Annotated in this window: 25 protein-coding genes; 9 read left to right on the top strand and 16 right to left on the bottom strand. The window is 50.1% G+C overall.

What is annotated here, in order from left to right; genetic code table 11:
- The first annotated feature begins 73 nt into the window (after nt 1-73).
- The 3 genes from JWJ90_RS17560 (at nt 74) to JWJ90_RS17570 (ending at nt 1,744) form a co-directional block, all read left to right on the top strand.
- A complete protein-coding gene (locus JWJ90_RS17560) occupies nt 74-790 on the top strand; it encodes an exopolysaccharide biosynthesis polyprenyl glycosylphosphotransferase (protein WP_205228520.1) in 717 nt (238 codons plus the stop codon).
- Nucleotides 791-1,137: 347 nt separating this feature from the next.
- Nucleotides 1,138-1,434 carry a type II toxin-antitoxin system ParD family antitoxin gene (locus tag JWJ90_RS17565; RefSeq protein WP_240195018.1) on the top strand — a complete coding sequence of 99 codons (297 nt, stop codon included), beginning with the start codon at nt 1,138-1,140 and terminating at the stop codon, nt 1,432-1,434.
- Entirely contained in the window at nt 1,421-1,744 is a 324-nt protein-coding gene (locus tag JWJ90_RS17570) for a type II toxin-antitoxin system RelE/ParE family toxin (protein ID WP_205228521.1), read from the top strand. Before JWJ90_RS17565 ends, JWJ90_RS17570 begins: the two co-directional genes overlap by 14 nt.
- 394 nt (nt 1,745-2,138) lie before the next feature.
- Here JWJ90_RS17570 and JWJ90_RS17575 read toward each other — a convergent pair whose 3' ends face one another.
- From JWJ90_RS17575 to JWJ90_RS17585, 3 genes are all read right to left on the bottom strand, one after another.
- Nucleotides 2,139-3,155 carry an NAD-dependent epimerase gene (locus tag JWJ90_RS17575; RefSeq protein ID WP_205228522.1) on the bottom strand — a complete coding sequence of 339 codons (1,017 nt, stop codon included), beginning with the start codon at nt 3,153-3,155 and terminating at the stop codon, nt 2,139-2,141.
- A 213-nt stretch (nt 3,156-3,368) separates the two neighbouring features.
- Nucleotides 3,369-4,814, bottom strand: a complete 1,446-nt coding sequence (locus tag JWJ90_RS17580; RefSeq protein ID WP_205228523.1) for a hypothetical protein — start codon at nt 4,812-4,814, stop codon at nt 3,369-3,371.
- Nucleotides 4,815-4,827: 13 nt separating this feature from the next.
- The gene (locus tag JWJ90_RS17585) at nt 4,828-5,598 is read right to left on the bottom strand and encodes a polysaccharide biosynthesis/export family protein (protein WP_205228524.1); all 771 of its coding nucleotides are present in this window, start codon (nt 5,596-5,598) and stop codon (nt 4,828-4,830) included.
- A gap of 328 nt (nt 5,599-5,926) precedes the next feature.
- Between JWJ90_RS17585 and JWJ90_RS17590 the strand changes: the two genes are divergently transcribed.
- The 5 genes from JWJ90_RS17590 (at nt 5,927) to JWJ90_RS17610 (ending at nt 11,845) form a co-directional block, all read left to right on the top strand.
- Nucleotides 5,927-8,221, top strand: coding sequence for a tetratricopeptide repeat protein (locus tag JWJ90_RS17590; RefSeq protein ID WP_205228525.1), 2,295 nt, complete (start codon nt 5,927-5,929; stop codon nt 8,219-8,221).
- Nucleotides 8,222-8,486: 265 nt separating this feature from the next.
- Nucleotides 8,487-9,020, top strand: a complete 534-nt coding sequence (gene hpt / locus JWJ90_RS17595) for a hypoxanthine phosphoribosyltransferase (protein ID WP_205228526.1) — start codon at nt 8,487-8,489, stop codon at nt 9,018-9,020.
- Nucleotides 9,021-9,304: 284 nt separating this feature from the next.
- Entirely contained in the window at nt 9,305-9,961 is a 657-nt protein-coding gene (gene elbB / locus JWJ90_RS17600; protein ID WP_205228527.1) for an isoprenoid biosynthesis glyoxalase ElbB, read from the top strand.
- 366 nt (nt 9,962-10,327) lie between these two features.
- A complete protein-coding gene (gene htpX, locus JWJ90_RS17605) occupies nt 10,328-11,167 on the top strand; it encodes a zinc metalloprotease HtpX (protein WP_205228528.1) in 840 nt (279 codons plus the stop codon).
- A 144-nt stretch (nt 11,168-11,311) separates the two neighbouring features.
- Nucleotides 11,312-11,845 (top strand): REP-associated tyrosine transposase, encoded by a 534-nt coding sequence (locus tag JWJ90_RS17610; protein WP_205228529.1) that lies wholly within the window; start codon nt 11,312-11,314, stop codon nt 11,843-11,845.
- Nucleotides 11,846-11,894: 49 nt separating this feature from the next.
- Here the strand turns inward: JWJ90_RS17610 and JWJ90_RS17615 are convergent, their stop codons facing one another.
- The 12 genes from JWJ90_RS17615 to ychF form a co-directional block, all read right to left on the bottom strand.
- Nucleotides 11,895-12,578, bottom strand: a complete 684-nt coding sequence (locus tag JWJ90_RS17615) for a triose-phosphate isomerase (protein WP_205228530.1) — start codon at nt 12,576-12,578, stop codon at nt 11,895-11,897.
- Between the two features lie 10 nt (nt 12,579-12,588).
- Nucleotides 12,589-12,894, bottom strand: coding sequence for a DUF167 domain-containing protein (locus JWJ90_RS17620; RefSeq protein WP_240195019.1), 306 nt, complete (start codon nt 12,892-12,894; stop codon nt 12,589-12,591).
- Between the two features lies 1 nt (nt 12,895).
- Nucleotides 12,896-13,441, bottom strand: a complete 546-nt coding sequence (rfbC, locus tag JWJ90_RS17625) for a dTDP-4-dehydrorhamnose 3,5-epimerase (protein WP_205228532.1) — start codon at nt 13,439-13,441, stop codon at nt 12,896-12,898.
- On the bottom strand, nt 13,441-14,325 hold the full coding sequence (rfbA, locus tag JWJ90_RS17630; RefSeq protein ID WP_205228533.1) for a glucose-1-phosphate thymidylyltransferase RfbA: 885 nt from the start codon (nt 14,323-14,325) through the stop codon (nt 13,441-13,443). Before rfbA ends, rfbC begins: the two co-directional genes overlap by 1 nt.
- A gap of 2 nt (nt 14,326-14,327) precedes the next feature.
- Complete coding sequence (rfbD, locus tag JWJ90_RS17635; RefSeq protein ID WP_205228534.1) at nt 14,328-15,215, bottom strand: dTDP-4-dehydrorhamnose reductase; 888 nt, start codon at nt 15,213-15,215, stop codon at nt 14,328-14,330.
- Nucleotides 15,212-16,276, bottom strand: a complete 1,065-nt coding sequence (gene rfbB / locus JWJ90_RS17640; RefSeq protein WP_205228535.1) for a dTDP-glucose 4,6-dehydratase — start codon at nt 16,274-16,276, stop codon at nt 15,212-15,214. Before rfbB ends, rfbD begins: the two co-directional genes overlap by 4 nt.
- 239 nt (nt 16,277-16,515) lie before the next feature.
- Nucleotides 16,516-16,812, bottom strand: a complete 297-nt coding sequence (locus tag JWJ90_RS17645) for a YggT family protein (RefSeq protein WP_205228536.1) — start codon at nt 16,810-16,812, stop codon at nt 16,516-16,518.
- 245 nt (nt 16,813-17,057) lie between these two features.
- A complete protein-coding gene (gene metG, locus JWJ90_RS17650; protein WP_205228537.1) occupies nt 17,058-19,010 on the bottom strand; it encodes a methionine--tRNA ligase in 1,953 nt (650 codons plus the stop codon).
- 87 nt (nt 19,011-19,097) lie between these two features.
- Entirely contained in the window at nt 19,098-20,054 is a 957-nt protein-coding gene (locus tag JWJ90_RS17655) for a PSP1 domain-containing protein (RefSeq protein WP_205228538.1), read from the bottom strand.
- Nucleotides 20,055-20,425: 371 nt separating this feature from the next.
- Nucleotides 20,426-21,409 carry a DNA polymerase III subunit delta' gene (gene holB / locus JWJ90_RS17660; protein ID WP_205228539.1) on the bottom strand — a complete coding sequence of 328 codons (984 nt, stop codon included), beginning with the start codon at nt 21,407-21,409 and terminating at the stop codon, nt 20,426-20,428.
- 3 nt (nt 21,410-21,412) lie between these two features.
- Complete coding sequence (locus JWJ90_RS17665) at nt 21,413-22,510, bottom strand: 3'-5' exoribonuclease YhaM family protein (protein WP_205228540.1); 1,098 nt, start codon at nt 22,508-22,510, stop codon at nt 21,413-21,415.
- 54 nt (nt 22,511-22,564) lie between these two features.
- On the bottom strand, nt 22,565-23,662 hold the full coding sequence (gene ychF, locus JWJ90_RS17670; protein ID WP_205228541.1) for a redox-regulated ATPase YchF: 1,098 nt from the start codon (nt 23,660-23,662) through the stop codon (nt 22,565-22,567).
- Nucleotides 23,663-23,983: 321 nt separating this feature from the next.
- Between ychF and JWJ90_RS17675 the strand changes: the two genes are divergently transcribed.
- Nucleotides 23,984-25,297, top strand: a complete 1,314-nt coding sequence (locus JWJ90_RS17675) for an amidohydrolase (protein ID WP_205228542.1) — start codon at nt 23,984-23,986, stop codon at nt 25,295-25,297.
- A 200-nt stretch (nt 25,298-25,497) separates the two neighbouring features.
- On the opposite strand, the gene JWJ90_RS17680 is transcribed toward JWJ90_RS17675, so the two are convergent.
- Nucleotides 25,498-25,719: a Nif11-like leader peptide family natural product precursor gene (locus JWJ90_RS17680; RefSeq protein ID WP_205228543.1), complete on the bottom strand. Its 222-nt coding sequence runs from the start codon at nt 25,717-25,719 to the stop codon at nt 25,498-25,500.
- Between the last annotated feature and the right edge of the window lie 822 nt (nt 25,720-26,541).

Here is a 26,541-nt window from a genome sequence, read left to right on the forward strand (position 1 = left end):
TGCAATCCACGACCACACCACGTGGTGATCATTTTTCTTACTTTGACTGGTAGAGACTTTCTCGTTACTGGTAATGCTTCATGAGAATTTAAGCGGATTTTCGGGGCGGCGGGAATGCGAATCTACAGCCATCAGTGGCAAAATATTGGTTGAAAAGGTCAATCCTGCCTGGCTTATTTTTTCAGATGGATTTGATTGTAGCCGAGCAAACTATCATATCAAGCGGATGCTTGACATTTTTCTGGCATTATGTGGTTTGCTGGTCAGTTCACCCATATCGTTGGTTACTGCACTCTTGATAAAACTGGAGTCTCCGGGGCCGATTTTTTATTGTCAGGAACGGGTTGGGGAAAAAGGGGAGGTCTTTTCAATCGTCAAATTTCGCAGCATGCGCCAGGATGCCGAAAAAAATGGTGCGGTGTGGGCGATGAAAAACGATAACCGAGTAACACGGGTTGGGGGATTTATCCGTAAGGTCCGTATCGATGAGATTCCCCAGATGTGGAACGTGTTGAAGGGGGAGATGAGTTTTGTTGGGCCCCGGCCTGAACGCCCGGTCTTTGTGGATCAGTTGGTGGAAAAATTGCCGTATTACTCTCTGCGTCACTCTGCTAAGCCTGGAATTACTGGGTGGGCGCAGGTGTGTTATCCTTATGGTGCCTCGGAAGAGGACGCGCTGCGTAAGTTAGAGTATGATTTGTACTATATAAAGCACCAGTCAATTTTTATTGATTTGCTGATTATCTCTCGTACCGTGAAAACGGTTTTGTTTCAGAAGGGATCACGGTGATTGCTGTGAATGGGGCATCCACCTGCATGTTATAAACAGAGTAGAAGGCCTCTGGAAACTGTTGCATACCCAGTGATTTTGTCGTTGGGGTTCGTGCCTCACCGCCAACCTACGATTTCTGTTTAGGGTAACGCCCTGGTTGTAGGTTTTTTTTTGGGCGGTGCGCACTTCGATGTCGTGGGCATGGCCAACGCGCCTCATTAAAAAGATGCGTTGTTCAGTGCCCACCCGTCGTCACGGAGTCTGGTTTGTTTCAAAGCTAGTGCCACACAATAGTTGCATATTGACGAAGCTTACAAGCAAGAGTATGATTTACTCATACTTTTATATTTGAGATTAAGGTGGTAATGATGCAAACTGAAAAAGCTGAAAGGGTGACGATAACTTTGCCTCCTGATATGCTCGCTACAATCAAAAGCAAAGTTCAATCAGGAGCTTATGGTTCAACGAGTGAAGTCATCCGAGAAGCTATGCGCTTTTGGCAGCAGCAACAAGAAGAACATGAGGCCCGCCTTGCTCTCGTTCGTAATCGCTTGAAGGCCTCGTTACAAAGTGGTGAGCCTGTACCGCTCGAGCATGCCTTCAAGGCGATCGAACGAATTCACAAGCAACGCATAAAATCGAGTTTCAATGAAAAAATATGACGTCTATTTGATGCCAGATGCCATCAAAGATCTTGAAGACGTTTATACGTATATCGCTGATAAGAGTGGTTTCCCTGAAAGGGCGTGGGCGTACATTGAAAAACTTCGCAACCAATGCGACGAACTGGCAATAGCTCCGATCCGTGGACACAAACGCGACGATCTCATGAAAGACTTGCGGATAGTCCCCATAGATAAAAAAGCATTGGCGGCTATCGTGATGGATGGAGCAAATCAGACGGTCCTGATTCTGAATATTTTTTATGGAGGGCGTGATTACGAATCGCTTATGTCAAAAAGAGACTCCTAAAAAACGAGGTTACAACAGTGACCCGAAAACGGTGGGCAGAAATCAGCGATTCGCCCATTCCTTACCACGAATCCTTCCTCAACCTCGGGTTGTACAAAGAGCTGGCCATCCCGCGACAATCTGAGCTGCAGAGTAGAAAGCTCTCTGGGGGGGTGCTACGGTAACTGTTACCGGCACCTGGTGTTATAAACCCGGTAATTTTGCTGTTGGGGTTCGTGCCTCACCGCCAACCTACGGTGTTCGGGGGTTGGGTAGCGTCTTGGTTGTTGTGTGGTTTCTTGGTGATGTATGCTTTGATGTCGCGGGCATGACCACGCTCCTTGCTCTCTGCATGTTTCTAGCTGGAGCCTGTTGGCGACATGCTCTTGGATCCGCTGTGGATAAGCAGCTTGGGTCAAATTTTGTAATACCCTCTATACCATTCAACAAATTTTCCAATGCCTGTTTCGATGGAGGTCTCGGGTTTGAATCCGACATCGGAAATTAGATCCGATACATCGGCGTAGGTTGCGGGCACATCCCCTTGCTGCATGGGCAGGAAATTTTTTTGCGCTTTCTTGCCGATGCAGTCTTCAACTACCTCAATATAGCGCATCAGCTTTTCTTTATTGTTGTTACCGATGTTGTACACTCTCCATGGGCAGTAACTGGTCGCCGGGTCTGGTGAATAACTCGACCAGTTGGGGTTTGCTGTGGCGACGTGATCGACAATACGCACAACCCCCTCTACTATATCATCGATGTAGGTGAAATCCCGTTCCATTTCTCCGTTGTTGAATACATCGATAGGGCGATTCTCGAGGATGGCTTTGGTGAACAAAAATAAGGCCATATCTGGGCGCCCCCAGGGGCCATAGACAGTGAAAAAACGAAGCCCTGTTGTTGGTATATTGAAGAGATGACTATAGGTGTGGGCCATCAATTCGTTGGCTTTTTTTGAGGCTGCGTAAAGCGAAACTGGGTGGTCGACATTGTCGTGGGTTGAGAAAGGCATTTTGGTATTGGCACCATACACCGAACTCGAAGACGCGTAGACAAAGTGTTTCACCTTATTGTGGCGGCATCCTTCGAGAAGGTTGACAAAACCCACAAGGTTGGTGTCCACGTATGAATGGGGATTGATGAGGGAATACCGCACCCCTGCCTGGGCGGCCAGGTTCACCACAACATCGAACTGCTCTGTTGCGAAAAGAGCGGCTGTCTGCTCTCGGTTCGCCATGTCGAATTCTTCGTGGCGAAAGTTGTCATATTTTTGCAGGTTGACAAGACGATCTCGCTTCAGCTGGACATCATAGTAATCATTAAGATTATCCAAACCGATTACGGTTCGACCTTCAGCAAGAAGGCGCAATGCCAGGCCGTGACCGATGAAACCGGCTGCGCCGGTGATTAAAATTTTTTTATAATTCATGTTTGTTATTCAACAGTGATGAGCGATTTTGGGGGAATTTTCCTGCACTTGAGCATAGCCCACAGCTGAAAAACCTTACATGGTTTAATCTTTTACGCTGAGGTTAAAAATGCGCGTGACTGCCGTAAGTTGATCTATTGTAAGGTAAAGAGTTTCTGTGTTGTGGAGGGGATCGGTGGGCACAAACTACGTGCCCACCCTACCAACTCTTACCTACCAACGCCAAAATTCTTTGGACGCACTGAGGCTCAGCATTATCCGGTGTTCATCGTACTGGTCGCTCTCCGTTTGTCCTTCAGAGACATAATAGGAATATTTGAGGCCGAGGCTATACCAGCGGGCGAAAGTGTAGCTGAGGCCTGCGCCTATTTCATAGATATCTTTGTCATAGGTGTTGTCTCCGGTTTGTGTTTGCGTGACTAAACCTGTGACAGCGTCACGATACTTCCCCTGTGGATCGATTTGCGATTCTTTACTGTACCTGCCGTAGATATCAAGACCGAGATTTTTTGTGTATTGATAAGCGAAGCTAGTCTTAGCACTATAGGTGTCAGTCAGTCCAGATTCATCGGTGCCGCTGAAATTGTTGGTTTCGTATTGCTTGCTGAGTTGCACCTTCCAGGTGGCATGTTGGTATTGCTTAGTGAAGTCCAGGTAGGCGTTGTAGCCCCAGGTGCCATCCTGTCCTTCTGTTTTTGCGTATGATGGTCCACCGCCTATGGCGAGGGTTGTCTGTGGATCAAAGGAGTGGTTCCAGCCAAGAGACCATTGCTGCGACTGAGTGTCGCTTCGTGTGTCGTTGTCGTATTGCGTTTGCGAGTAGCTGTATTGGAAGGGAAAAAAATTACGGACAGACTGCACGTAGTCAAGGCCAAGATTCAAGCCGTACTGGTTTAAATCTGAATTTGTTGAGGGGGCAAGGGCGCTTGGTGGTGGTTCTTTGTAGAGGCCGCGGGTATAGTTGCCGCCAAGGGAGCCACGCCAATAGGCGTTAAAGCCATGGCTGATGTTTGCAGAGAAAGTGTGCTTATCATACTCGTCATAGCTGTCACCGCTCCCTGTTCCGCTCGAATCATTGCGCAAGACCGAGTAAGTGTACCCTCCTCCGAGAGTGGTCCGCTCGAAAAGCGCATAAGACGTTCGAAGACTTGCTGTGTTGGTCCAGTAAGTACTGCCGAATTGATCCCGGGATAGAGTATCTTCTGTGCTTGAAGTATCAGAAGTCCCGGTGCTGTCTGTCCCGGAATCGGTGGAGTATGAGCTTGATGCCGCATCAGGATCATCGGAGAGGGTGAAGTTGTCTGCAACATTCACTGTCCAACGGGAACTCAACATGCGCTGATAGGTCAGTCCTAGACTGTGGTCAAGCGAGCTTTCGTCATCAACGAAATCATAGTTCAGGCTCGGCGCATAGCGAAAACTCAACTGATCGTACAATCCGGCAGAGCTGAGGGTGAAGCTTGGGGTGAGGGAGAGCTTTTGCTGATCGTCGCTGCTCCCCCCATGGTTGCCTTGGTCATAGGATCGGTCACGAATATCTATGCCAGTGCCAATAGACCCGGAAAGAATTGTCTGCCGAGCCTGGACCGGCAATGAGCAGCAGGTAACCAGGCAGAGTGCTGCGGTCGCCTGGGGGAGCGTGCGTTGAAAGCGTTGCATGTTGATTACTCGTTTAATGGACAACAACAACATCGCCAGGTTCAAGTAAAATATTTTTTTCCGGATGTTTGCCTTTGAGGAAATCATCATAGTCAAAGGTGAATTTTTCGACTTTTTTCTTGGTCTTTACATCCGCTTTATCTGCAATGAGTTCGTTGCCCTGGCGGATAATGGTCACCTCTGAGTTGGCCCATTCGGTAAAACCGCCTGCCTTCGCAATAGCTTTAACAATGGTTGTCGGGAAATCAAGATGCGCTAATCCTGGTGCCTTCACTTGGCCCATAACTGTGTATTGGCGGCTGTTACTCTGAAGAAGGGTGGTGATAACCGTAGGCGTGTCATAGATCGTGCTGTAGAGTTTTTTGAGGTAGTCGGCCAGTTGTCCCAGAGTCATGCCGACCACATAGACATCACCCAGATGTCGAAGAGAGACCCGTCCATCCATGCCTACTTCAGAGCCGGTACCGCGGCCACGCACACCCTCCTGAGCTTGTGGCTCAGCGGCGTCAAGCATCGTCCCGGATGAGGCTGGTGCAGAGGGACCGATGGCCATCGAGCCCTCACCATAGACCTCAACGTAGAGGATGTCTCGGTAACCGATGATGTATTCCTTATCTGTTTGTGCAGCTTGTTGCGTGCCTAAAATTTCCTGACGGTATTTTTGCTTCAGTTCTTTAGAAACGCTAAAATCACCACTGGATTCTGCTGCCCAGGAAACAGTGAGCATGCACAAGCTCAGGCTCAAGCAAATGATGGCTTTGATGACCAAGGACGATGTTTTCATAGACACCTCGCTGAATGTATCAAAATAATAAATAATTTGACAAAAATTGCGCTATACATAAATACGATAGACCAAAGTAAGAATGTAAAATCAATGTTTTTCTCCTGCCTCTTTGATATGCTTGGGGCGGGCATGTCCCATGGAGAAAACATTACATAATTACTTTTACGTCAATTTTAAGAACTTGTTGTATACTACAGGCTACGTTTATTCTGAATTCGTGAGGGCAGTTGCTCAATGAACAACGAAACTGACGTACTGCTGAATGCACATGGATTCAGACTTATGTTCGCATAATACACAACCTCACCCTTTTTTTGGAGCAATTATGCACGGAAGAAAAATTTTGACATTCTCCCTTCTTTGCTTGCCGCTACTGGGCATGCTTTTTCTCGCCGGTTGTTCGGATAACGCCAAAAAGAAAGAAGAATATTACAGTAAGGCAATGGCTTACCTGGAGCAACAGAAGGAAAAGGAAGCCATTATAGAGCTCCGTAACGCGATTCAGGCCGATCCTAAATATGCTGATGCTCGTTATCAGCTTGGTTTGCTCTATTTGAAAAGCGGTGATATACGCCAGGCATTTGGTGAATTACAGCGTGCCTCGACCTTGGATCCAAAGAATCTTGACGCAAAAATTAAGACGGCAGAATTTTACCTGCTTTCCAAAAAGAAAGAGGATGCCCGGAAAAACATAGAGGATGTTTTGTCCCTGGCACCCGAAAACAAAGACGCCCTGGCACTGTTGGCTAATCTTGAGTTGATAGATAAAAATTCAACCAAGGCCTTAAGTGCGATTAATAAAGCCATTGCTGCGAGCCCCGAAGAGGATCGTTTGTATGCAATCAAGGGACGTATTTTAGCTGTTGATAAGCAGTATCCAGCAGCAGAGACAGCCTTTCTCAAAGCTCTTGAGTTGAATGGAAACAAATTGAGCAACTACGCAACATTGGTTGGCTTTTATGTAGAGCAAAAAGAGAACTCCAAGGCCAAAGATCTGCTGGAGAAAATGGCCAAGGCCTTTCCCGATTCTGCCCAGCCATATCTACAGATGGCATCCCTGGATTTGCGAGATAGTAATGTTGAGGCGGCGGAGCAGCACCTCACGACTGCACTTAAAGTTGATCCGAAAAATATCAAACTGAAGTTTGCCATTGCCGACTTTTATTCCAAAAACGGGAAGTTCAGTAAGGCTGAGCAGGTTTACCTGGATGCCTTGAAAACGGCAGAACAGCCAGAAGAGGTCGAGGCACGACTGGCGAACTTTTATTTTGACTTTGGCAAATTTGAGCAGGCAAAAGAAAATCTGGATAAGGCCCTGAGCAAAAACGATAAAAATGCGCAGGCCAAATTGGCGCAGGCGAAATTTTTTCTCAAAGAAGGAAAAAATCAAGAGGCTCTTGATACCGTTACTCGTTTACTGGGAGACTACCCGAAATGGGGTGAACTCTACTTTGTAAAGGCTGTGGCTTACAGCAACCAGAAAGATTTCAACCTTGCCAAAGAGGCACTTTCCGAGGCTATTAAATTCAGCCCTGGTTTTGCCAAGGCCCATGCTCTTTTAGGACTTCTTGCTCTTCAGGAAGGGGATTTTGAGGTTGCTAAAAAAGAGGCTGCAACTGCTCTGAAATTGAACGCTCGTGATTTTCAGTCTGCCCTTACACTGGCCAAGGCTGTCTTGTTCAGTAAAGAGTATGAAACAGCAGCAAAAATGTTTAACGAACTGCAGACAAAGGTTCCAGAGAACATTGAGGTTTTGGGTAGTCTGGGGCTTGCCTACATCGGGTTGAAGCAGGAGGATAAGGCGAAAGAAACCTTTGAAAAACTGCTCAGGCTACAGCCAGACAATGCCAAGGCCTATACTTTTTTGCTTCGTCTGAAGAAAAAAGCAGGAGCCTCGCAGGATGATCTCATTGCCATGACTGAGGCGCAGCTCGCAAAGGCTCCTAAAAGCAGCGGCTTGCACATTTTGTTGGCCAACCTCTATCTGGGCAATAAACAGGTCGAGAAAGCACTGTCACTCTATACCAAAGCCCAAGAACTGGATCCGAACAATCCCCAGCCTTATGCCATGAGCGCACTGATCCTGACCCGCCAAGGGAAAAAAGATCAGGCTATTGCCGAATACAAAGAACTGCTGGTTAAACAGCCTAAAGCTATTGGCGCCTACATGGGACTGGGCTCTATCTATGAGCAGTCTGGTGAGCGTGAGCTTGCCAAAGAGGAGTACATCAAAGCCCTGAAGATTAATCCTGAGTTTGCACCTGCTGCCAATAATCTTGCCTGGATGATTGCTGAGAGTGAAAATCCGGATCTTGGTGAGGCTCTCCGCCTGGCCATGGTTGCTAAACAGCAGAAACCTGACGATGTACATATCATAGACACCCTTGGGTGGGTCCACTACAAACGAGGCTCCTACTCTCTGGCTCGCAACGAATTTTTCCAGGCGGTAGAAAAGAACGAAACCATGCCGGTTCTTCGATATCATCTGGCACTGGCACTCTATGGAGAGGAGAAAAAACAGGAGGCTATCTCCGAGCTTGAAAAGACCCTGGCCCAGGAGCAGCCCTTCGCGGAAAAGGCAAAGGCACAAGCTCTTTTGCAGCAGTGGAAGAGTGAGTAAAATCTGAATCCGTGACGGCGTGTGATCGCTGAACAGTAGATCCACTAAAATAAACGAGGATGTATGTATAATCACATTCCCTTTTCAGCTTCACCCGCCACCTTTGGGGGCTCCACCGGTACGCCACCTTTATTGTTCGTAACACTCCGATAAAGTTTACTTTAATCGAAATGTCACAAACAACGAAACTGACGCACCGATGAATGCTCACGGATTCAGCTAGAACTTGAAAATTTAGAATGACCAGCCAGGGGAGAGTGAAAGCATGTCTCAGCAAGGTCAAGAAACGAAAAAAATACTGGTCAGTCCTGAGCAGTTAGATAAACGTATCGTTGAACTTGGCGAACAGATCACCGCTGCCTACCAGGGAAGAAAATTGATTATGGTCGGCGTGTTGAACGGGGCTTTTATTTTTGCTGCTGATCTCTGTAGGGTAATTGATATAGAAGTTGAAATCGATTTTATCCGCGTTGCCAGTTACGGAGCGTCTACAGAATCATCAGGATCAATTCGGCTACTCATGGAGCCAAAACTGGACATGACAGGAAAAGACGTCTTGATTGTTGAAGATATTGTCGACACGGGAACAACCATGGCCTGGTTACAGGAACACTTCAATCAATCAGGAGCACGCTCGGTTAAAATCTGTTCCCTTATTGACAAACTAGAGCGCCGCGCTGTGTCAATTTCCGTTGATTATGTAGGGTTTACGCTTGATCAGGGCTTTCTGGTCGGATACGGTTTAGATTGCGCGGAAAGATTTCGTAATCTACCGGGGATCTATTCGCTCGACTCGTAATACTGAATCCGTGACGGCGGGTGGGCACTGAACAATGCTTCTTTTTAATGAGACGAAGTTCTCTTAACAAATTCATGTATTGTTCAGTTTCACCCGCCACCCTTTGGGGCATTCATCAGCACGTCACCTTCGTTGTCTGTAACATGCCGATAAAGTTTACTTTAATCGGTATGCCACAAACAACGAAACTGACGCACCGATGAATGCTCACAGATTCAGGGTAATGTTATGTTTGCCCCAAAACGGGCAGGCTTAAATAAAGACCCTCTTTGATGGAGGACAGTATGCAGAAAAAAAATATCGCCGTTATACTCGCAGGTTGCGGTCACCAGGATGGTGCAGAAATTCATGAGGCGACGATGACGCTCTGGGCTGTTCATAAAAACGGAGCGGATTTTCAATGCTTCGCGCCCGATATCAAACAACATCACGTGCTCAATCATATCACTGGTCAGGAGATGAATGAGAAACGGAATGTGCTCATAGAGTCTTCACGAATTGCCCGGGGAAAAATAGCGGCCCTGGCAACGTTTAATCCGGATGCTTATGACGCTCTGATTCTTCCAGGAGGATTTGGTGCGGCAAAGAACTTAAGCAGTTACGCCTTTGATGGCGCAAATTGCACCGTCAACCCGGATGTGGCCAATGCTATCAAAGGAATGCACAAGTGTGGCAAGCCCATCGGTGCCTTATGCATCGCCCCTGTTATTGTGGCCAAGGTTTTGGGCAAAGGGAACTTGACCATTGGCCAGGATGCAGGCACAGCAGAAAATATTACTGCTATGGGAGCTGCCCACCATCCTACCATGCAGGGCGAAATTGCTGTTGATGCAGAAAATAAGATTGTCACCACCCCTTGCTACATGCTGGAATCACGCATCGATCAGATTGGTGAAGGAGCGGATAAACTCGTACAGGCTATCCTGGGGATGATTCCTTAAGGAATCCTTTATTTCTTGAAATTGGATGTTTTTTGAGAAGGGAGTACGCTTTTTGCGGCTCCCTTTTCTTGACTTTAGCCTCTGGCCGCTTACTTTTTTTCATGAATCCGTGACGGCGGGAGCAAGGTAGCAAGGTAGGGTGGGCAGGCAGTTTGTGCCCACCGGGAATTGGGGGCACAAAGGGTTGGTGTGTTTCCCGGAACCCATTGCCATCCGTGAACCATTGCTGTTGGGGTTCGTTCCTCACCGCCAACCTACCTGCGTTCCGTCGATTTGGGGATCTTAGTTGTGGGTAGGTTGCGGCAGGTCTAATTTTTATTTGATTACCACCGAAATCTTTTTACCAACGAGATAACGAAGAAGACTATGAACACAATGAAGACCTTTATGCTCATGGCCGCCTTGACCGCACTTTTTATGGTCGCGGGGCGAGCCATGGGAGGACAGCAGGGAATGATAATAGCGCTGTTGTTGGCAGTTGGGTTGAACTTTTTTGCGTACTGGAACTCGGATAAAATGGCTTTGTCCATGAACCGAGCACGGGAAGTGTCTGTGCATGAGGCTCCAGATCTGCATGCCTTGGTCGCCAATCTGGCCAGTCGGGCAGGGCTGCCCAAACCAAAGGTATATGTAGTTGATGATCCCACACCCAATGCCTTTGCCACCGGGCGTGATCCTGAGCATGCGGCAGTAGCAGTGACCACGGGCATTATGCAGGTGCTTGATCGTTATGAGCTGGAAGGGGTGATTGCCCATGAGCTTGGGCATATAAAAAATCGTGATATCCTCATCGGCTCCATTGCAGCGGTCATGGCCGGTGCGATCTCTTATCTTGCCAGCATGGCTCAGTGGGCAATGCTCTTTGGTGGAATGCGTGGAAACGACGAAGAGGGAGGAAGCAATCCTCTGGTGATGTTGGTGAGTATGATTGTGGCACCTATTGCAGCCACCCTGATTCAAATGGCCATTTCACGGAGTCGAGAGTACCTGGCGGATGCCACAGGAGCTGAAATTTGCGGGCATCCCAAATCATTGGCAAGCGCGCTGAACAAGCTGGCGAATTACAACGCCCAGCGGCCTATGAATGTCAATCCGGCCTCAGCCCAGATGTATATTGTCAATCCGCTTTCTGGTGGTTCCATTGCTTCGCTGTTCTCCACCCATCCGCCTATGGATGAGCGAATCCGGCGTTTGCTTTCTATGTGATCATCCCCGGTTCAGCTTAATTTGAGAAGTGTCATTTTGCGTTGGGGTTCCTTCGTCACCGCCAACCTACACTGTGATTCCTGGGTTTCGGTAGGTTGGGGTGAGGAACGAACCCCAACATTGTATACAGAAGCGGAGAAATCCATGCAATACCGGCGCTCACAAGTGGAGGGCGGTACCTATTTTTTCACAGTTAATCTTGCAGAAAGGGACTCTTCCCTTTTGGTCGATTACATTGAACTTCTGCGGACAGTTGTTGGTAGAGTAAAAAAGCGGCATCCTTTTATTATTGACGCGATGGTGATTTTGCCTGAACATATGCACGCTGTCTGGACATTACCCCCTGGTGAGGCAAATTATTCCAAACTGTGGATGCTTATCAAAGCTGGCTTTTCACGAAATATTCCGCAAGGTGAATATCGGAACAAAAGTCGACTGAGTAAAGGGGAGCGTGGTATCTGGCAACGCCGCTATTGGGAGCACCTTATTCAAGACGAGGAGGATTTTGAACGACACGTTGACTATATCCATTTCAACCCGGTCAAACACGGCTATGTAACCTATGCGGCCGATTGGCCGTATTCGAGTATTCACCGTTATATCAAAGCTGGGTTGGTTGCTCCAGATTGGGGTGTTGGTGCCAAGGTGGGCAACAATGTCTATGGCGAAAGAAAATGATAGCGTTGGGGGGCGTTCCTCACCTTAACCTACGCCGAGTCATTGCCTATCAAGCAGATAAAGAGTTCACCAGCGAAGCAAAAATCTTTGCATCCAGGCATGCTTTTCCGAGCATAACGCCGCCCAATCCTTCAACACGCCATAACGCCGCACTATTCTCAGCGGTCACGCCACCACCGTAGAGTACAGGGCGGTTATCTGTTTTTTGCCTGAATTGCGGAAGTATGGCGGCAATATCGGAGACACTTCGGGCCATTTCAAAGGTCGCCGGGGTGTCTGGAGTATAGGCCCAGAGGGCATGCTCCAACTCTTCTGCCGCCAATGCTGCCGTTTGTTGGGTAATGAGTTTTTGATCAACGCAAATAATAGGCTGCAATTCCTCACTTAAGGATTCGGCAACCTGCCGGGCCACATCCTGCACGGTTTCATGAAAATAGCGGCGTCGTTCAGAATGACCTAGAAGAGTATATTGGGCAAGCCCCCGTACCCAGGCTGCGGGGGTGGAGCCGGTATAGCTTCCCTGGGGGTAGGACGATATTCCCTGGACGGCAAGCGATATGCCCTGTAATGAACCAATCTTTTGCGCTATGCGATCCAGCATAAAGGGCGAAACCGCAATGATTATTTCAATACGTTCCTGCGGTCGGTAGAACTGGGCAAAAGTTTCGCACCAGGACTCTGCCCGTGGCAAAGAGAGATTCGCTTTCCAGTTGGCCAGTATTACTTTTTTCATTACACGGTCCTTATTGAATACATCCTTTGATGACCTGCACTAGGTGCTCTGCTTCAACGCCTTTAATGATAACGGTCTTACTGCGGCTCTGGTGCCCACTTTTCAGGGTAATTTTTGACTTTGGTATTTTGAGCAGTTTTGCCAAAAAGGCGATAACTGCCTTGTTTGCCTTGCCGTCAACCGGCGGGGTGGTCAGGCGCAGCTTAAGAAGGTCACCCTGCAGGCCTGCAATCCCATTTGATGATGCACGTGGTTGCACATGGAGGCGTAGGGCTATCGAACCGTCTGCAAGGGTGTTGAGGCAGGGGAGGTCCATATCAGGCAAAGAACTCGGCTTTTTGAAAAAGTGGAGCGATTTTGTCCTTGGCCGAAAGTACCGGCTCATGGGACAACGGCCAGTCAATTGCCAGTGTTGGGTCATCCCAAATAATTGCTCGTTCGTGTTCCGGTGCGTAGTAATTTGTTGTTTTGTAGATAAATTCAGCAGTCTCACTCAGCACGACAAACCCGTGGGCAAATCCTTCTGGTACCCAGAGTTGGTATTTGTTTTCAGCACTGAGATGGGTGCTAACCCACTGGCCAAAGGTCGGGGAAGATTTGCGTATATCAACGGCGACATCAAAGACTTCCCCCTGTACCACCCGAACCAGTTTGCCCTGTGCTTGCTCAATTTGATAGTGGAGGCCACGCAGCACATACTGGGCAGAGCGAGAGTGGTTATCCTGAACAAATAAGACCTCACGCCCTATAGCCGTATTGAATTGTTGTTGGTTGAAGCTTTCAAAGAAAAAACCTCGGTCATCTCCATAGACTTTCGGTTCAAGCAGAACGACTTCTGCTATAGCAAGGGGCGTGGCTTTCATTAAAAAACCTTTCGTTCCAAAATTCGTAAGAGATATTCGCCATACCCACTTTTCCGTAAGGGGTGGGCAAGCTGTTCAAGCTCTGTTGCGCTTATCCAGCCTTGGCGGTAGGCAATTTCTTCCGGGCAGGCCACCTTGAGTCCCTGCCGTTGTTCCAGAGTCGCGATAAACTGCCCGGCATCGAGCAGTGATGCATGGGTCCCGGTATCAAGCCAGGCATAGCCGCGGCCCATAATCTCCACCTGCAGCTGGCCTTGTTCAAGGTAGCGACGATTGAGATCGGTAATTTCCAATTCCCCCCGTGGGGAAGGCTTGAGTGATTTTGCCAGCTCTGGTGCCTTGCCATCGTAAAAATAGAGGCCCGTGACAGCGTAATTTGATTTGGGTTGGCTGGGCTTTTCCTCAAGAGAGATAACGGTACCGTCAAGGTCAAACTCTGCAACACCGTACCGCTCTGGGTCCTGGACATGGTAGACAAACACTGTTGCCCCCTGTTCCTGATCCTGGGCATGTTGTAAAAGACGATGAAAATCGTGGCCATAAAAGACGTTGTCTCCCAGCACCAATGCTGAAGGCGCACCATCCAGAAACTGCTCTCCTATAAGAAAGGCTTGTGCCAGGCCGCCGGGGGAAGGTTGCACAGCATAGCTGAGTTCAAGGCCCCACTGGTGGCCATCTTCAAGGAGAGCTTGGAATCGTGGAGTGTCTTCTGGTGTAGAAATTAACAAGATTTCTTGAATACCTGCCAACATCAGCGTTGAAAGCGGGTAATAGACCATAGGCTTATCATACACCGGGAGGAGTTGCTTGGAAATAGCCTGTGTCACCGGGTACAGCCGAGTTCCCGAACCTCCCGCAAGGATGATACCTTTTCGTTTCTGCATGCTTAGAGGATCTGTTGAAGTATATGGTTCAGGCCGTCCTGCCAGTCGGGAAGAGTCAGGCCAAACGTAGACTGGAAGAGGGTGGTGTCGAGTTGGGAGTTCGCTGGCCGTTTGGCGGGTAGAGGATAGTCGGCGGTTGCTATCGGCTTGACCATCTCCGGCTTCACTTTCAAAGAGAGGCCATTTTTCTGCGCCTGTTCAAGGACGAAACAAGCGAAGCCATGCCAGGTCGTGACGTCTGAGGCGGTCAGATTGTACAGGCCAAAGGGCAGGGTATCGAGCCCATCCCGTTGTGCACGGCCAATTATCTGCGCTGTAGTGTCCGCAAGAAGTGCCGCTGACGTCGGTGCTCCGAATTGGTCGTTTACAATGCTGAGGCTCTCCCTTTCAGAGGCCAGACGGAGCATTGTCTTGGCAAAATTGTTCCCATGGGCTCCTACAACCCAACTGGTACGAAAAATAAGATGCCTTGCGCAGGCCTGCTGCAGGGCAAGGTCACCGTCGCGTTTGGTCACCCCATAGACATTGAGTGGATTGGTGGAATCGGTTTCAAGGTAGGGTCGGGTACTTGAACCGTCAAAGACATAGTCGGTGGAATAATGGATGATCCAGGCATTGATCCGCTGAGCCTCTTCGGCCATGATCGCCGGGGCGATGGAGTTCACGGATTTGGCCAGTTCTGGTTCGCTTTCAGCCTTGTCCACCGCCGTGTAGGCCGCTGGGTTAACGATGAGATCAGGTTTTACCTTACGGATTAATGCCCGTACGGCCTCGGGATCGGCCAAATTACATTCATTTATGTCAATGGTGAAGATGTGTCCAAGTGGGGCCAGTGTGCGTTGCAGCTCGAACCCTAATTGACCATTTTTTCCTGTCAGCAGAATTTTCATGCGCAGTCTCCATATTGACGAGCTATCCAGGTACGGTATTCGCCACTGGTGATGCGATTAACCCAATCTTGGTTGTTCAGGTACCAGTGGACGGTTTTTTCGATGCCTGTGGCAAAGGTTTCTGCGGGGCGCCAACCGAGTTGCTGTTCAATCTTTCGGGCATCAATAGCATAACGCCGATCGTGCCCGGGGCGGTCTGTAACATAGGTAATAAGACGGGAGTAGCTGCCAGCGGGATCTGGACGAAGCGTATCGAGCAGACGAATAACCTGCTGCACAATATCAATATTGGTCATCTCATTCCAGCCACCGATATTGTAGATCGCTCCCACCTGGCCAGCTTCAAGGACCCGGCGGATGGCCGTACAGTGATCTGCTACATACAGCCAGTCTCTAATTTGGCGTCCATCGCCGTAAATGGGCAGAGGCTTGCCAGCCAGAGCGTTGGCAATAATCAGAGGAATGAGTTTTTCCGGAAACTGGTAGGGGCCGTAATTGTTGGAGCAGTTACTGGTGGTAACCGGTAAGCCATAGGTATGATGCCAGGCTCGAACCAAATGATCGCTGGATGCCTTGCTGGCCGAGTAGGGGCTGTTGGGTTGATAGAGGCTGGTTTCTGTGAAAGGCGGTTCATCAGGGAGAAGAGAACCGTAGACCTCATCCGTGCTCACATGGTGAAAGCGGAATTGATGTTTTGCCGTGTTATCAAAGGACTTCCAATAATTGCGTGCTGCTTCCAGCAAGATAAAGGTGCCGTCGATATTAGTCCGCATGAAATCAGCGGGACCATGGATGGAGCGATCCACATGGCTTTCTGCCGCAAAATGGATAATGGCTCGGGGGGTGTGTTCTTGGAGGAGCTGGTTTATGAGTCCACAGTCGCAGATATCTCCTTGGACAAAGATATGTCGGGAATCTTTATCCAGGGAGCGAAGATTTTCCAGATTACCGGCATAGGTCAGCTTATCCAGGTTAATGACCGGCTCAGCGGATTGTTCCAGCCAGTCGAGTACAAAGTTACTGCCAATGAAACCGGCACCACCGGTGACAAGGATAGACATAGCTTACCTCTTTTGTTTCCTCGTGCCTGTCCAGAAACGGTCTTTTCGGAGTCTGCGCTTACATGCTCAATTTCGGCGTTACGCTCAAAATTTTATCCTCGGAATATCATTTATATGCCTGCGGTAAAATTTTTCGCATGCCTCGGAGTCGGGGCCTACCTGAACTTGAACAAAAATCCTCATTTCTGGACGGACACTAACTCAGGTGTTCACCCGTTGTCACTGATTCAGGAATTTTTTTACTGCAGTGTCATTGCCAGCTGATTGAGAGTGGGCACGAGGAAGCTCTGCAAAAAGACAATAGCCAGAATAAGGATCATGGGGCTCAGGTCCAGGCCGCCCATGATGGGCACATAACGGCGGATGCGCATCAGAACAGGATCGGTCACCTGGTGCAGGAAACGAACAATAGGGTTGTAAGGATCCGGATTCACCCAGGAGAGCACCGCGCGGGCAATCACAATCCAGATATAGGCGCTGAGTACGACATTGATGAGTTTGGCGATGGCCAAAAGAAAGTTGCCAAGCATAAACATTACAGTACCTTGTAGGTTAAAATTCTATCAATTGTATTTTTGCTATTCTGTCGCGGGCATGGCCCACTCCTACAAAATACCCATATACTGGGAACCAGTAGGAGCTGGCCATGCCCGCGATATATTAATTCAATGTTTAAGTGGTTACAGGTATCTCAGGTTTGGAGCATCGTGGTATTTCGCTATAGGAAACCTATGCGAAATACCACGATGGTTCAAAGATGAGTGCCTGTAGCCTCTTAAACTCAGGCGACTTTGCTGCCTGGTGTGATATCCCCCTCCATAGTACTCACCACCAAACGAGAGGTACCATCACTCAACTCTTCCTTGGCGGCCAGCACCATCCCCTGTGAAGGAATGCCCATGAGCTTGGCAGGCTTCAAGTTGGCAACCACAATCACCTTCTTGCCCACCAGTTCTTCCGGTGCATAGTATTCGGCTATACCGGCAACAATCGTGCGTTCTTCAGGAGCCTTGACAGTAAGTTTAAGCAGTCTGTCGGATTTTGCGACCTTTTCTGCCACCACAATCTCAGCCACCCGCAAATCAATGGCTTTAAACTGATCAAAGCTGATTACCCCTTCGGCCAAAGACTCTTCTGCCGCTTTTTTACTTTTCTTGCTTTTGCTTGCTTGCTGCTGTTTGGGCTGCTCGGCCTTTTTCTGATCAACCCGGGGAAAGAGCTGGGAAACCTTGTCTATGGTTGTCCCCACGGGGATATCACCCCACTCTTTGATTTGGTCCAGGGTGGCACTGGCAAAACGTGACTCCATTCCCAGAGCAACAGCCATTCTACGGGCAGTACTTGGCATGATCGGGCCGAGGACCAAGGTGATTTTCCAGAGGGATTCCGCTAAAAAGTACAGCACGGTCTGCAGGCGATCGGCCTGTCGCGGATTTTTTGCCAGCTCCCAGGGGGCGTTGCCCACGATGTATCGATTCAAAAGACCAATCACCTCCCACACGGACCGTAGGGCCTTGTGAAAGTGAAAGTTGTTCATATTTTCCTCGTACTGTACGAACATGGCCGAAAGCGCACTCATCAGCTCCCGATCTTCGGGAGTGAGCGTCGAGGAAGGTTCTCGTTCGGGAATTTTGCCCTCGGCGTATTTGGCGATCATGGTCAACGAGCGGGAAAAGAGATTCCCCAGGTCATTGGCCAGATCGGCATTGTGGCGGGCAAGGATGGCATCGCTTGAAAAGGAAGAGTCCAGACCAAAGCTCATGTCACGCAGGACAAAATAGCGGACCGTGTCCACCCCGTAGGTGTCGACCAGTTCTTTGGGACGAATGACATTGCCAATGGATTTCGACATCTTGGTGGAATCCACGTTCCAATAACCGTGAACGTGCAACCGTTTGTACGGCTCGAGCTCCAGAGCTCGGATCATGGTTGGCCAGTAGATAGCATGGGGCTTAAGAATATCTTTGGCGATGACATGTTCAGAAGCAGCCCAGAACTTTTCAAAATCCGGTCCGTCCGGGTAGCCAATACCGGTGAGATAGTTGATCAGGGCATCAAACCAGACATAGGTGACAAAATTTTCGTCAAAGGGCAGGGGGATTCCCCAGGTCAGGCGTGAGGTGGGCCGGGAAATACACAAATCCTCCAGCGGCTCACTTAAGAAAGAAAGCACCTCGTTGCGATAGCGTTCCGGGGTGATGAATTCCGGGTTCGCCTTGATATGCTCAATGAGCCAGTCCTGGTACTTGGACATGCGGAAAAAGTAATTCTGTTCGGCTATCTCCTGAGGCTCGACTTGGTGGTCGGGGCATTTGCCATCGACCAGTTCTTTCTCGGTGAGAAAGCGCTCACAGCCCTTGCAGTAATGACCGGAGTATTCGCTGAAGTAGATGTCGCCCTGGTCATAAACCTTCTGGAGAATGTCCTGCACGGTCTTGATATGATCGCTGTCCGTGGTGCGGATAATGTTATCCGGCTCAACAGTGAGTACCGGCCAGGTTTCACGAAAGGTCGCAGAAATCCTGTCAACATACTCACGCGGGGTCTCGCCCGCTTTGCTGGCGGCTTCGGCTATCTTTTCACCATGTTCATCGGTACCGGTCTGAAAGCGGACGTCATCGCCACAGAAACGGCGAAAACGGCTGTAGGTGTCGGTAACAATAGTGGTGTAGGCATGGCCCAGGTGGGGCATGGCATTAACGTAATATATAGGTGTAGTGACGTATGTGGGCATGTTGATGTTGTATACTTGAAAGTGTCGGGTTTCAGCTGAGTTCGCGTGGTAATCACAGAGAGTTAAAGCTGAAAAATAATCGTTAACTCAGTTTTTAGAGTCGTTTTCCTCTTTTTGCGCTTTTCCTGTCCCCTTCTTGCCTGGGTTTTTGCGCGGCGGGCTTTTGGGGACGGGGTCGGCTGCCCGCCATTCTTCCTCATTCAGGATCCGCTCTTCGCCCTGACAGGTTACCGCAATTTTACCGAGCAGAGGGATCTGCCGGGTTACATAATAAGTTTTCCCTTCAAAGAGAATATGACGGCCAACCCTGGGCATGCCTTTTTTCATAACCCGGTAGGTGTCGTATTCATACGTCAGGCAGCAAAGCAGACGATTACAGAGACCTGATATTTTAGCAGGGTTCAGGGGCAGGTCCTGGGCCTTGGCCATCTTGATGGAGACGGAATCGAACTTGGTGAGAAATGAGGTACAGCAGAGTTCGCGTCCGCAGGCTCCCAGTCCGCCCGTCATCTGCGTTTCATGGCGAACACCTATCTGCCGCATCTCCACTCGGGTGCGGAATTCCTGGACCAGGGCTTTGACCAGTTCTCGAAAGTCAACTCGACTTTCCGCTGTGAAATAAAAGATGATTTTCGAGCGGTTGAAGAAGCGTTCCACCCGAACCAGGTTCATCGGCAGCTTGAGGCGATCAATATGCGAGCGGCAGATGGAAAAAGCCTCCTGCTCTTGCACAGGGAGTTGCTCATACTGCTGCCGCTCTTCCTCATTGGCTCTGCGCTGGATGCGGTAACTGACGGGCCGCTCCACGCTCGGGTCTTCTGGTTTTGCGGTACGATTGATTATGGTGGCTGGCTCCACACCATGATCCGTGCGGACCAGAACGATATCGCCCCGACAGAGATCCGGCTCTATGGTTCCAGCTGTAAATTCTTGCCCTTGCTGTCGAAATCGGATTTTAAAAAAATCCTGGGTGATATCCTCTGTACTGTCTGTTCCACCCGATACGATGGGCTCGGCTGATTGTGCGTCTGTTTCGTCGCTCATGCTGGTGTATGTATGAAGAACTGCAGTCTCCCTGATTACCACTATGGGGATGGAGGAGCGCTGCAAGATTTAATGCTGAGGAATTTTAAATAATTGTTTTTTCGCTGACCCCAGAGGTCTGCGTGAAGTTTTTTACCCGGCTGGAACTCAGCTGAATGTCAATGAGCATCTCAAATAATTCATGTGAAGCATTTTTATGTTGGGGTTCGTTCCTCACCACCAACCTACCATAGCCCCAGCAAGCGATGTAGGTTGGTGGTGAGGAACGAACCCCAACATGGAATAATCAAAAGCCAGCTGAACAAGCATGGCCCTTTTGCACTAGTGCCCTTTGTATCCAGAAAAAATGCCCGTTCGCTCAGCGCCTGTCGTTAGGGATTCAGATCGAAAAGATCAAGTAACAGCACTTCACAAATCAGGCCTCGATTACAGTTCCTGGCAAGTGCTTGTTCTGCCAGATCAACAGCGGCCATCTTAGCAGATAACCGCTCCAAATTCCAGCGTTCTCTTGCTTGGAGTACCTCTGGGGAAAAGGACGTAGCCCTGCTGTTGGTGCGGGCTGCCATGGAATCCTTGAGAAAGATGCGGATGAGCATCAAAAGCGGCTCCAGGCTCTCTTTGGCCTCGGCCAGTGTCATGGCAAGGGTGAGCGCCTGTTCCACCCGCATGGCTCGGCTGGCAGGAGGAGAAAGCCAGGAGTCGAGCAGAGTGGTGTAGAGCGGCAGCGTGCCTTCCGTTTCAAGATCCAGAGCCCGTCCCGGACATCCATCGGCAAGAGCCGCGAGCCTGCTGCAGTCTTCCTGGGGCAGGTCAGGGCGGTGTACGCTGATGAGGTTTGCGGCTAAGTCAAGGGGCAGTGGCGAGAAGGGGATTACCTGGCAGCGGGAGATGATGGTGTCAAGCAGGCCGCTTGAGGTCGCGCCTATGAGGATGAGAAGGTTGTCGGGAGGTGGTTCTTCCAGAATTTTCAAGAGGCTGTTGCCCGCCTCCCGTCGCATGGTGTGCACGTCCTCAAGCAGGACCACGCGCTGCTCACTCTCAAAGGGAGAAAAAGTGAGCGCCTTTTTCATCTCCCGAATCTGATCGATCTTGATGGCGGCGCCATCGGGCTTGATCGTCAACAGGTCCGGGTGGTTGCCAGAAGCGAATTTGACACAGCCGGGGCAGCTCCCGCAAGGTTCAAGGCCATCAGGCTTGCGGCAGAGCAAAACGGCTGCCAGAGCTCTGGCAGCGGTGGTTTTGCCGACCCCGTCAGGGCCGGCAAAGAGGTAGGCATGGGCCAGGCGGCCACTGGTAATGGCCCTGGTGAGCAGGGTAATGGCTTTGTGCTGGCCTTGAATATTTACAAGAGACACGTCTTAAAAGAGGGACTGTTGACGGTGATCAATCATGTTCTTTTTTTTGCCGTTGCTGCCATGGTCTTCTTCACTCTTGGGTTGGAGGTCGGTGGGGCGAAAGGGAGAATGTCCGCCAGGAGCGTTCTCGCTGTTTTCGTCTGTCCCTTGCAGATAAAGAAAACGTTCCAGGTGGCGCTGATAATCGGACCATTGCCAATCAGCCCCCTGTAGTTTTGCCTGGAGCCCTTGAAGGTAATTCATTTTGGCATCCATGTCATCCAACTGGTTGAGCAGGATGGCCTCCGGTGTCATGGGAAGAACCGGGGAGCCATAGGCGTACTGGCCATGGTGGCTGAGCACCATGTGAATCAGCTGATCAACCTGTTCGTTCTCGATTTCCGGAACCTGGAGGGCTGCTTGTCGGACCAACTCGACTCCGAGGACCAGATGGCCAACCAGGCGTCCTTTATCTGTGTAGCCGAAAGGAGGGCGGGCAAAGTCAAACTCCTCGATTTTGGCCAGATCGTGCAGAAGCGCGCCACAGACCAGCATGTCTCGGTTGATCAACGGATAATGCTCGGCAGCCTTGCAGGCCATACCGACAATGGAGAGGGTATGTTCGATCAACCCTCCAATGTAGGCATGGTGCATCTTTTTGGCTGCCGGTGCCCTCTGGAATTTTTCCCGCGTTTCTCCGGAAAAGACGGTCAGCATCAGGTGCTGCAGTGGTTGGTCGCTGATACTGGCAAGAACCAACTCCAACTCTTTGGCCATTTCTGCAAGGGAACGAGGGCTTGCGGGCATGTAGTCTGCCAGGTCAACCATGGCTTCCGCAACTTGCTGGAGCGTGTTGATCGAAAGCTGCATCTGCTCACGAAACGGTTTGGCTGTCGCCTGTACCAGGATAAAGTTCCCTTCTTCAGCCGCAGCAGCATACTGCTCGGCGTTGTCCCAGACTCGGGCCTCTATCTCGCCACTGCGATCCATGAGACCAAGGGCCAGGTACGGTTTGCCAGCTTTGGTCTCTGCCAGCGATTTTCTGGAAACCAGGAAAACTTCCTGCAGCTGTTGTCCCGCAACGAGTTGATTGATAAAAAGCGTTTTACTTGGCACGCTCATGTTCCAACCTCCCAGTGGTGCGCTTGTTTCCTGCCATGGTCAAAGGGCGGCAGGTCAGACATTAAAGCGGAACAGAATGCAGTCGCCATCGGCCACCACATATTCTTTGCCTTCCGAGCGCATCAACCCCTTGTCGCGGGCGGCAGGCTCCGATCCGCAGGTTATATAGTCGTTATAGGCGATAACCTCGGCCCGGATAAATCCCCGCTCAAAATCAGAATGAATCTTGCCGGCGGCCCCCGGCGCCTTGGTTCCCTTGGTGATGGTCCAGGCGCGGGTCTCTTTCTCGCCCACGGTGAAGTAGGTGATCAGCCCCAAAAGCGCATACCCAGCCTTTATGAGTCGGTGTAAGCCCGGTTCCTCCATGCCCATGTCCTGGAGAAATTCCCTTTGCTCTTCCGCATCCAGAAGGCTTAACTCCTGTTCAATGGCTCCGGCGATCATGACCATAGAGGCGTTTTCTTCACTTGCCGCCTGGGAGAGGCGCTCAACGTACTTGTTGCCGGTCGCCAGATCACCCTCGTTGACATTGGCCACATATAAAACAGGCTTGGTGGTCAAAAGGCAGAGTTCCCGCAATAGAAGTGCCTGCTGGTCGTTTTCCGGAGTGACGATACGAGCCGGTTTACCCTCGTCAAGGACCGCGCGCACGGTGTCGAGAAAGGCGACTTCGGCAATCATTTTTTTGTCGCCGGATTTTGCCTGATTGCGGCTTTTGGCCAAACGTCGTTCCACGGTGTCCAGGTCGGCCAGCACCAGCTCCATGGAGATAACCTCCATGTCGCGGATCGGGTCAAGAGAGCCGTCCACGTGCACAATATTGTCGTCTTCAAAGCATCGGACAACATGTAAAATGGCATCAACCTGGCGGATATGTCCCAGAAACTGGTTGCCCAACCCCTCGCCCTGGCTGGCGCCTTTGACCAGCCCGGCGATATCGACAAATTCCATCTGGGTTGCAATTTTGCTGCGTGTTTTGGCAAGCTCCGCAAGCTTGTCAAGTCGTTCGTCCGGTACCGGTACGATGCCGACATTGGGCTCAATGGTACAAAATGGATAGTTTTCAGCGGCAATAGCCGCGGCTGTCAGTGCATTAAAGATGGTCGATTTACCCACATTGGGCAGGCCGACTATTCCACAACGAAATCCCATGAAATCCTCTAAAGTGTAGCGATAAGAAAGCGGAGCCGAGTGCGGAGGGCTAAAAGAGCACCTTGCCGCAACCAGTGTATTAAGTATATAGTCACTGTGGTCGGAAAAACGTTACCGGCCACGGGGGAATCCCCCAAAGGGCGGCGGGTGCAACTGAACAATACGTGAATTTGTTATAAAAACTTTGTTTTATTACAAGGATGTGTTGTTCAATGTCCAGACGTCGTCACGGATTCAGATCCACAGATTCGGTTCTCCATGATCATTTACGGATAAACCGGTGCTCTGTGTACACTATCTCTTGGATTTTGTGCAAGCCTTATGAAAATAGATATTCTCGTGCGTAACTGCACGCTCCTGACACATCCCGGCGAAGATTTGCTTATCAGTCCAGCATTTATTGCCATTGCAGGTGACCGTATTGCAGCTTTGGGGCACATGGATTCCTGCCCTATTTGCGAGGTGGCAGCGGAAGTGGACGGACAGGGACAGCTGGCCATGCCCGGTCTGGTCAACGGCCATGCCCATTCACCCATGACGCTTTTCCGGGGAATGGCTGATGATCTTGAACTCATGACCTGGCTGACAGAACATATTTTTCCGGCCGAGGCCCGCATGGTCGAACCGGAGATGGTGTACTGGTGCAGTAAGCTAGCTGCAGCAGAGATGCTGCTCAGTGGTACCACGACGATGGCCGATGGCTATTTTTTGGAGGATGAGGTCGCCCGCGCCTGCTCGGAGGCAGGGATGCGTTGCGTAGCGGGCCAGGCAGTGATTGATTTTCCGGCGCCCGGGGTTGCCGACCCCTCACAAAATATTGCGGTGGCGAAAATGTTTCTGGAGCGTTGGCAAAACCAAGACCCGCTCATCTCACCGGCACTCTTTGCCCATTCTCCCTACACCTGCTCCAATGCAACCTTACGGAGGGCAAAAGCTTTGGCCCGTCAATTTGGGGTGCCGTTTTTTGTGCACCTTGGGGAAACCGCCCAGGAACAAGGGCAGATAGTGGATCCCCAAGGGAAGACTCCGCTGCTGCATCTGGATGCGCTTGGCCTGCTCGACGCAGACACGGTCTGTGTCCACTGTGTCTGGCTGAGTGAGGAGGATCTGTTGGTGCTCAAGAAACGAGGAGCTTCCGTGGTGAGTTGTCCCCAAAGCAATGCCAAGCTTGCCTCGGGGCGAGCACCTCTTGAACGTATGCGGGAGATGGGAATCCGGGTCGGGCTGGGAACAGACGGGGCGGCATCCAATAACAGCCTCGACCTTTTTCGTGAGATGGAATATGCCGCCTTGCTGCACAAGGTGAACCCAGCACAGCCCACAGCCATGGCAGCGAGAGATGTTTTGCGCATGGCAACGCAGGGGGGGGCGGACGTGCTTGGTCTGGGGGACTCTTTAGGAGGGCTTATGCCAGGGGCACTGGCGGATATTATTCTGATTGACCTGAACCGCCCGCATCTGCAGCCTTTTCACAGCCCCAATCTATTGGTCTACAGTCGATGTGGTGCTGATGTGCGCAATGTTATTGTCAATGGCAAGATGGTGGTGCAGGAAGGGCATTTACTCACCCTTGATCTGGAAGAGGTGCTTGCAAGGGTTAGAGGTTTGGCAGTTCAGGTGGGAACGATCTCGTAAAAGAGGAAACGCCCATTCGCTTGCCTCCTTTCATTGCCCGTAACTAGCCGGTTAAAAAGGTGTTGATCGATTAGTCACGAACAGTGAACGCCGTTGTTGGTTCGCAGGTAACGGCAGCAAGGAGGTGCGAATGAGCGCTTGTCGCAATGTCCCCAGACTGGCCAGGGGGGGCATTATAGTATAGCAAGTCAGGGGGAGCCTTACTTCCACCAGATCATGCGTTTAGGGGGGTTGCCAAAAGATTCAAAGGTGTCGCCCGACTCGCTCAGGACAGCATCAAGCTCTTCAATGGTAAATTCGTAACCGTCTTCTTGAGCCAGTGCGATAAACTCATCTTTGGTTTTGAGGACATCGTATTTGCTGCGAAGTGCTTCATCAGACCCACCTGCAATCAACAACTCTTCTACTTTATCTTTAGACATCGATCTTCTCCTTTTTTTCCTTCATGTTGAAAACTGCGTCACGCGGCTAAGAGTGTGAAAACTTTTTGATGTTTTCTCTAATGCATAATTGGTGCCATATTTGTTTCGAGAAATTTAGTATGTAAAAACAACCTTTTCGTAGGCGACTGTTTTGTTGGGGGCCTGCAAAGATTGTCGAGATGTGTGCAAAATTGTTTGTTCGTGTCGAGGGTTTTACAAAAATGGAGAGAGGCGGTGGGCGGCAGGGGAGAGGGCGTGAGCAACCTGATTCTTCATCAGCAATCACTGGGACCGGCTCTCAATTGTTATTGGTTGCTTCCTTTATTTCTTCTGAGGGGAAGCTGCGTAGCCAATACCTGGTTTGGAAGAGGCCCTTCCATCGGTTACACGCCACCGCTCTGAATTCCGTGACATTTTTGCCAGAATCCGTGCGCGTTTATCCGCTGCCAGGGAGGCCAGGTTTTTATTCTCGGAATATCATCTATATGCTTGCAGCATACTCTTTTTCCACTTTGGCGTACGGAGAAAAGCGCAGTGATTTGGAAAGCCCGTTTGTTGGGTATCACGGTAAAAAATCATAAAAATTGCTTGACTCGAAAAAGTAGCTAAGTTATAAAAACCAACTTTAACCAAAGTGCGGTCAAGGTAATTCCCAAGAGGCAGAGCACACAGGTTTGCGGGTGAGCAGTGCGATGTATGAAAGGTTATCCTTCATTTTCTCCCCCACCTTTCAGCCAGTTTTACTTAACCTAATGCGCACGGAGTTGCAGAGTCAGCTGTAACTCCTTTTTTTATTCAAGAACGACGATAAAACGGCTATAA

The organism is Desulfobulbus rhabdoformis, assembly GCF_016919065.1.
Taxonomy (GTDB): domain Bacteria; phylum Desulfobacterota; class Desulfobulbia; order Desulfobulbales; family Desulfobulbaceae; genus Desulfobulbus; species Desulfobulbus rhabdoformis.

Excerpts from the sequence above, each read along its gene's own strand:
- JWJ90_RS17615 (WP_205228530.1), bottom strand. The coding sequence starts at position 12,578 with ATGAAAAAAGTAATACTGGCCAACTGGAAAGCGAATCTCTCTTTGCCA.
- JWJ90_RS17680 (WP_205228543.1), bottom strand. The coding sequence starts at position 25,719 with ATGTCTAAAGATAAAGTAGAAGAGTTGTTGATTGCAGGTGGGTCTGAT.
- JWJ90_RS17620 (WP_240195019.1), bottom strand. The coding sequence starts at position 12,894 with ATGGACCTCCCCTGCCTCAACACCCTTGCAGACGGTTCGATAGCCCTA.
- htpX (WP_205228528.1), top strand. The coding sequence starts at position 10,328 with ATGAACACAATGAAGACCTTTATGCTCATGGCCGCCTTGACCGCACTT.
- rfbC (WP_205228532.1), bottom strand. The coding sequence starts at position 13,441 with ATGAAAGCCACGCCCCTTGCTATAGCAGAAGTCGTTCTGCTTGAACCG.
- JWJ90_RS17645 (WP_205228536.1), bottom strand. The coding sequence starts at position 16,812 with ATGTTTATGCTTGGCAACTTTCTTTTGGCCATCGCCAAACTCATCAAT.
- JWJ90_RS17560 (WP_205228520.1), top strand. The coding sequence starts at position 74 with ATGCTTCATGAGAATTTAAGCGGATTTTCGGGGCGGCGGGAATGCGAA.
- JWJ90_RS17585 (WP_205228524.1), bottom strand. The coding sequence starts at position 5,598 with ATGAAAACATCGTCCTTGGTCATCAAAGCCATCATTTGCTTGAGCCTG.
- rfbA (WP_205228533.1), bottom strand. The coding sequence starts at position 14,325 with ATGCAGAAACGAAAAGGTATCATCCTTGCGGGAGGTTCGGGAACTCGG.
- JWJ90_RS17590 (WP_205228525.1), top strand. The coding sequence starts at position 5,927 with ATGCACGGAAGAAAAATTTTGACATTCTCCCTTCTTTGCTTGCCGCTA.
- JWJ90_RS17655 (WP_205228538.1), bottom strand. The coding sequence starts at position 20,054 with ATGAGCGACGAAACAGACGCACAATCAGCCGAGCCCATCGTATCGGGT.
- ychF (WP_205228541.1), bottom strand. The coding sequence starts at position 23,662 with ATGGGATTTCGTTGTGGAATAGTCGGCCTGCCCAATGTGGGTAAATCG.
- hpt (WP_205228526.1), top strand. The coding sequence starts at position 8,487 with ATGTCTCAGCAAGGTCAAGAAACGAAAAAAATACTGGTCAGTCCTGAG.
- JWJ90_RS17665 (WP_205228540.1), bottom strand. The coding sequence starts at position 22,510 with ATGAGCGTGCCAAGTAAAACGCTTTTTATCAATCAACTCGTTGCGGGA.
- JWJ90_RS17610 (WP_205228529.1), top strand. The coding sequence starts at position 11,312 with ATGCAATACCGGCGCTCACAAGTGGAGGGCGGTACCTATTTTTTCACA.
- rfbB (WP_205228535.1), bottom strand. The coding sequence starts at position 16,276 with ATGTCTATCCTTGTCACCGGTGGTGCCGGTTTCATTGGCAGTAACTTT.
- JWJ90_RS17675 (WP_205228542.1), top strand. The coding sequence starts at position 23,984 with ATGAAAATAGATATTCTCGTGCGTAACTGCACGCTCCTGACACATCCC.
- JWJ90_RS17565 (WP_240195018.1), top strand. The coding sequence starts at position 1,138 with ATGATGCAAACTGAAAAAGCTGAAAGGGTGACGATAACTTTGCCTCCT.
- JWJ90_RS17575 (WP_205228522.1), bottom strand. The coding sequence starts at position 3,155 with ATGAATTATAAAAAAATTTTAATCACCGGCGCAGCCGGTTTCATCGGT.
- metG (WP_205228537.1), bottom strand. The coding sequence starts at position 19,010 with ATGCCCACATACGTCACTACACCTATATATTACGTTAATGCCATGCCC.
- elbB (WP_205228527.1), top strand. The coding sequence starts at position 9,305 with ATGCAGAAAAAAAATATCGCCGTTATACTCGCAGGTTGCGGTCACCAG.
- JWJ90_RS17570 (WP_205228521.1), top strand. The coding sequence starts at position 1,421 with ATGAAAAAATATGACGTCTATTTGATGCCAGATGCCATCAAAGATCTT.
- JWJ90_RS17580 (WP_205228523.1), bottom strand. The coding sequence starts at position 4,814 with ATGCAACGCTTTCAACGCACGCTCCCCCAGGCGACCGCAGCACTCTGC.
- rfbD (WP_205228534.1), bottom strand. The coding sequence starts at position 15,215 with ATGAAAATTCTGCTGACAGGAAAAAATGGTCAATTAGGGTTCGAGCTG.